The sequence below is a fragment of the Nocardiopsis sp. TNDT3 genome, from assembly GCF_003427465.1.
In the GTDB taxonomy this organism is placed as follows: domain Bacteria; phylum Actinomycetota; class Actinomycetes; order Streptosporangiales; family Streptosporangiaceae; genus Nocardiopsis; species Nocardiopsis dassonvillei.
This window is the reverse complement of sequence record NZ_QPFC01000695.1, coordinates 1-4,077: the sequence shown is the minus strand read 5'-3', so window position 1 is coordinate 4,077 and position 4,077 is coordinate 1. Positions and strand designations below refer to the sequence as shown.

At 70.8% G+C, this 4,077-nt stretch carries 2 protein-coding genes; both read left to right on the top strand.

Translation table 11 applies throughout. The features are described from left to right. Positions 1-40 precede the first annotated feature (40 nt). Positions 41-3,106, top strand: coding sequence for a hypothetical protein (locus DQW06_RS17355; RefSeq protein WP_117198924.1), 3,066 nt, complete (start codon positions 41-43; stop codon positions 3,104-3,106). After that, a complete protein-coding gene (locus DQW06_RS17350; RefSeq protein ID WP_013155616.1) occupies positions 3,103-3,990 on the top strand; it encodes an immunity 49 family protein in 888 nt (295 codons plus the stop codon). Before DQW06_RS17355 ends, DQW06_RS17350 begins: the two co-directional genes overlap by 4 nt. The last annotated feature ends 87 nt before the right edge of the window (positions 3,991-4,077 follow it).

Genomic DNA, 4,077 nt, shown 5'->3' with positions numbered 1-4,077 from the left:
CCGCCCGCGGCGTCCCGGCACACAGGTAACGGTGACGACCTTGTCCGACGAAGGCCTGATCGACCCCAGCGCGTTCCCCATCCCCGACACCCTCACCTACCTCCTGGACTCGGCGGCGGCCAAGCTCAAGGCCGACGGGACCGACCTGACCGACACCGCGGGTGACATCACCGGCGCGTGGGCGGGCCTGGACGGCATCTACTCCGCACCCGAGTCCGCGACGCTGTTCAACGTCCTGAACCCGCTCACCGGGGACGCCGACGAGGTGTCGTCGGCGCTCTCCAGCGCCTCCGACGCGCTGATCGACTTCGCCGAGAAGACGCGCGACATCAAGGACCGCTGGTACACGCTGCGCAGCGACTCCTACGCCTTCCTCCAGAGCATCGACTACGGGCGTGACGAGGACTGGGACGAGGGCAGCGGCATGCTCTGGTGGAAGGAGGAGAGCCCCAAGGTCGCCGAGCACAACGCCCTGCTCGATCGGGCCGCCGCGCTCAAGCACGAGTTCGAGGAGGCCGAGCGCACGTGCGCGAACGCCATCACCGCGCTCTTCGGCGGCACCACCTTCATCGCCCAGAGGGCCGACGGCAGCGTCACCCCAGGCGCGGGCGAGTTCGTCTACGGTTTCGACGCGCCCCTCGAAGGCGTCGAGATGGAGTGGGGAGCCCCCCAGACCAGCGACTACGCCTGGTACACCGACGCCACGGACGCCGTCGGGGACTACGTGGTCGGCATGGCCGAGGACCTCGGCGGCATGGTCGGGGCGCACGGCCCCGAGGGCTGGTTCTCCGGTTCGTGGGGCGACAACCTCTGGGACTACTGGGGCGGCACCGTGGAGGGCCTCGGCTCCCTGGTGGGCGCGTCCCGGGACGAGAACGGCAACTGGGGCTGGTCCCTGGAGACCGCCGGGAACGCCTGGAAGGAGGCGGCCCACTCGGTGGTCCCGTGGCGGGAGTGGGGCGACCGGCCCTGGTACGTCATCGGGACCGCGGCGCTCAACATCGGCGCCACGGTGGGCGGCGCCCTGCTGACCGCCACCGGCGTGGGCGCGGTCGTCGGCGTCCCGCTCCTGGCCTGGCGCGGGTCGCGGATCCTGGACGGGGTCAACGGCGGCCGTGCGGACGCCGACCTGCCCGACGGCGGCGGGGTGGACCTCCAGACCCTCATGTCGCGCGTGCCCAGCTTCGGCGACGGGTCCATCCAGCCGGTGGACCTCAGCAGGCTCGCCGACCTGGATCTGGACCAGGGCGAGTTCGGCCGGATGACCGACGCCCTGCAACGGCTCAACGACCTCGACGGAGGCGACGGCGCCTCCCCCGACCGGCCCGGCAACAGCGACAACCGCACGGTCCCGGTCGACGACGCCGACGGGGTCGGCGGCGACAACGGGTCCGCGCCGCGCGCGAACACCGCGCCCGGGGACGAGCCCGAGGCCGCGGAGCGGCGCGGGTCCTCGGACCGGGACCGCGACGACGCGGAGGGCGACGGCGCCGACCAGGACGCCGAGGAGCCGACCTATCCGACCACCGAGCTGCTCGACTCCAGCCAGGACTTCCTCGACGGCGTCGACCCCGAGTCCGTCCGGGGCCTGCGCGAGGGGATGGACGGCCAGGAGAACGACTGGGTGACCTCGCAGGTACCCGACGACGTCTCCTCGGTCAACGACACCCCGGTCCAGCGCTACGAGTCCGAGCCCTCCCGCGTGGAGGCCGGGAACGAGCGCCCCGAGGAACTCGTCCTCGCGGGCCGGGGAGAGCACGAGATCGCGGAGGGGGCGGACGGCGAGCGCGTCGACGCCCGCCACGACACCACGGTCGACAACAGTGCGGGTGGAACGACGTCCCTCGACAGCCCGCGCGGAGGCACGACGGTCATCGAGACCGACTCCGGCCGCGGCGGTTCCGGCGGCGGCACGGGCGGTGGCGGCACCGGCGACGGACCGCCGCACTCGCCCGACCCCGGCGACGGGAACGGTTCCGGACCGGACGATCCCCTCGACGGCGACAGCGGTGACGGCGGCGGTGACGAAGACCTGCCGAGCAACGTCCAGGACCTGGCCAACCACCGCTGGGGTGACACCCCCGAGGGCAGGAAACGCTTCTACCAGCACTTCCAGGACCTGCTGAACGACCGCTCCAACGGGGTGTTCGACCGGTTCTACCAGGACAACGGCTACCGCAGGAGCCGGTTCACGAAGGTGGGTCCCGAGGAGATCCCCCTCCCCAAGCTGACCTGGGACAAGCACAACGGCCGGTGGATCGTCCAGGAGACCCTTCCCGCCGCGGACCCGCCGGACTACAAGGGAGACGTGAACAAGCGCGACGCGCTCGTCTCACGGGATCCCGCGAACGACGGCTACACCTACCTCGACGAGCTCGCGGAGAGGCGGCGCAGCGCCATCACCGCGGACGGCACCGCGGGCACCAGGCTCCAGGCGCTGGAGGCGCGGTACAAGGAGCACCTCGACGCGGGCGGCAGCGTTCCCCGGGACCTCGCCGCGGCCAGGGAGGTCTACGCCGAGCGGCACACCGACATGCTCAGGGCCTCGGAGGGCTTCGGCGAGGCGACGGCCGACATCGCGATCCTCGACCAGTTCGACGGCACACACCCGGCCCTCGACTCGGCGGGCAGGCCGGTCCTGGACGAGAACGGCGACCCCGTCAACAAGCCCAGGGTCACCGAGCAGATCACCCTGCCCGACACCTCCCCCCGCAACGGGAACCACCAGTTCGACCAGGTCTGGCGCACGGAGGACGGCGGGCTCGTCGTCGTCGAGGCCAAGAGCAGTACGGACACCCAGCTCGGCACGCGCTTGGCCGAGGTTCCGAACAGCACGCCGGTCAGGGTGTCCCAGGGAACGAGGGCGTATCTGGAGTCCATTCTGGAGAGCATGCGGGAACGCGGGGAAAGCGACGCCAGAAACGCGTTCACCGAGGAGGACCTGGCCGACGAGATCCAGGCCGCTCTGGAGAACGGCAAGCTCCACTACGTCGAGGTCAAGGGCAATCCCATCACCAATTACGATGACCAGGGCCAAATCCTGGATTCCCGGAGCGAAGGTTACTCCTTCCGAGAATTCGACCTGGACCGGAGGGCAGGACGTTGACGTACCGCATCGAGAGCCACCGAATCGACAACCCCGCCTACCGGATCAAGGAGAAGCAGTTCCAGGAGAAGCGGGTCAAGAAGATCGACGACCTCTCCCGGCACCCCGAGTCCATCGGCACGACCTCGTCCACCGTGTACCGGTACGCGAAGATCGCCCTCACCCTGGACCCCGAGGGCGGGAAACTGGAGACCTGGGAGGCCTGGGCCGCCGCCATGCAGGTCTTCAACGCCGTCTTCGACCTCAGCACCGCTCCCGAGGGTGCCCGGGTCCAGTGCGTGATCGACCACGAGGTCCGCGACCTCACCGCCACCGGACCGGGCCACTTCACCAACGCCGGGAACTGGGAGACCGCGTTCTTCCTCGCCGTCACCTGCCGCGACGAGAAGCGCTGGCGCAGGCTCTGCGAGGTCCCGGTCGACCTGCTGCGCGAGGCCGGGGAGCGGGGCGGCATCCAGCACAACGAGTACGTCTACCACTGGGTCGCCGCGCTCCAGGCGTTCGTGCTCAACCGGCCCGGCCTGGCCGACCACCTCGCCAGGGCCATGGAACTGTCCGACCCCCGCAACGGGGCCTTCGGCGGCGACACGCTCGACAGGATCGTCTTCCCCCAGATGAACGCCTTCCGGTTCTTCGCCGCCAACGACGCCGACGGGTTCAACAGGGCCCTGGCCGAAGGGCTCACCGCCTTCCGCGATCACTACACCGCCACCGCCGAAAGCGCCGAGGACGTGCACGGCGTCGTCCCCCTGGGGCTGCTCGCCCTGGCCTGCTGGGCTCACGACCGCGGCCACCACCACCCCGAGTTCACGCTGGAGGTGGAGTCGGGCTACCTGCCCAAGTACCTCCTCGACGGCGGCTGGGTCGGGGAGTTCCCCACCTGACGCCGACCGGGGCCACCCACCCGCCCGGGAAAACGGGGCCCGGGGGCGAACCTCGCGGACGCCCCCGGGATCCCACCCTCCCAGTAC